Annotated in this window: 2 protein-coding genes and 1 tRNA gene; 2 read left to right on the top strand and 1 reads right to left on the bottom strand. The window is 39.5% G+C overall.

The genetic code is table 11. The features are described from left to right. A partial coding sequence (locus RYH73_RS26525; protein WP_335316464.1) for an MFS transporter occupies positions 1 to 326 on the top strand: 326 nt, incomplete at its 5' end. Positions 327 to 394: 68 nt separating this feature from the next. Here RYH73_RS26525 and era read toward each other — a convergent pair. Continuing rightward, on the bottom strand, positions 395 to 1,273 hold the full coding sequence (gene era, locus RYH73_RS26520) for a GTPase Era (protein WP_335316463.1): 879 nt from the start codon (positions 1,271 to 1,273) through the stop codon (positions 395 to 397). A gap of 114 nt (positions 1,274 to 1,387) precedes the next feature. On the opposite strand from era, the gene RYH73_RS26515 reads away from it, so the two are divergent. Then, positions 1,388 to 1,460, top strand: a tRNA-Met gene (locus tag RYH73_RS26515). Positions 1,461 to 1,547: the final 87 nt, after the last annotated feature.

Below are 1,547 nucleotides of genomic sequence, written 5' to 3'. Positions count from 1 at the left end.
GTTTAACACTTTTTGCCTTTGCGAGCCATAGTTGGATGATGTACGCATTCCTTATCCCTTATGCTTTGGGAGCGATTGCTAATCCTGCGCTTCAAGGTTTTCTGTCTAACCAGATACCAGATAATGAACAAGGGGAATTACAGGGTGGTCTTACAAGTTTAATGAGCGTCGGCGCCATTATTGGTCCTCCGATCATGACTTTTTTGTTTGCCCGATTTGCCAGTGCGAATGCTACCGTATATTTCCCCGGGGCACCCTTTTCGTTTGCAGCTCTTTTAATGTTTGTCAGCCTCCTGCTCGTTTTCAAGAGCTTAAAGAAAGGCTAATATGATCCATCGATTCCGTCCAAAATAATGGGGAATCGATGGATAACTCCGATACAGATGAACAGTTTTTATTGCTCGTAGCCAAAACTTTTGAGGTAATTTTTCTTACTTCTCCAATCGGAGATAACTTTTACAAACAGTTCCAGAAAAACTTTTTTTTGCAAGAAGGTCTCGATATCCTGCCGGGCATAAGTACCTACTTTTTTTATCATTGTTCCCCCTTTACCTATAATGATGTTTTTTTGTGAGTCGCGTTCCACAATAATCTCAGCGCTAATCCTCACCAGTTGTTCTTCCTCTTTAAAAGAGGTAACGATCACTTCGGTGCTATAAGGAATTTCTTTTTCATATAACTTAAAAATCTTCTCACGTACCATTTCAGACACAAAAAACCGTTCCGATTTATCCGTTAATTCATCCTTCTCGTAATAAGGTGGATGAATCGGCAAATGTTCGAGCACAAATTGAAAGACCGCCTGAATGTTATGTCCCAATAAAGCAGAAATTGCAAAAATGGCTGTTGGATTCAACGTCCTCTGCCAGGAATCGATCTTCGCCTTTACATCCGCTTCATTTGATTTATCAATTTTATTGATCAAAACAACTACAGGAGAATCCGTTTTTTGCAGCTTTTCTATCACATCCGTTTCATCATACTTTTCATTAATATCCGTAACAAAGAGAATGATATCCGCATCCACCAGCGACCCCTGAACGAAATTCATCATGGATTCCTGTAAACTATAGGCAGGTTTAATAACACCGGGTGTGTCTGAAAATACAATTTGGTAATCTTCTTCATTCACGATGCCTAAAATGCGATGTCTTGTTGTTTGGGCTTTAGGTGTAACAATTGACATCTTTTCACCTACTAATGAGTTCATTAAGGTTGACTTACCGGCATTAGGCTTCCCGACTATACTTACAAATCCAGCTTTATGTGACATTTTTTTTAAAATTTATTTGCACAGCAAAGAAACAAAATATATCTTTGCACTCCAATCAAACGGAAACAAATATTGTTTTTCAGCAGTAGGAAAGCAATTTCAGATAAAATATACTGCGGGGTGGAGCAGTTGGTAGCTCGTCGGGCTCATAACCCGAAGGTCGCACGTTCGAGTCGTGTCCCCGCTACTACAGCCGATCAAAATTTTGATCGGCTTTTTTGTTTTATTTCAATCGTGCGCTTTTATCAAGAAAAGCCGCTTCTCATTCATCTTT

This window comes from Olivibacter sp. CPCC 100613 (genome assembly GCF_036959255.1).
GTDB lineage: Bacteria > Bacteroidota > Bacteroidia > Sphingobacteriales > Sphingobacteriaceae > Olivibacter.
The sequence above is the reverse complement of the archived record's forward strand: the minus strand, read 5'-3'. Positions and strand labels throughout refer to the sequence as shown.

Bases quoted from the DNA above. Each gene is read 5' to 3' on its own strand.
- era (WP_335316463.1), bottom strand. From the start codon at position 1,273: ATGTCACATAAAGCTGGATTTGTAAGTATAGTCGGGAAGCCTAATGCC.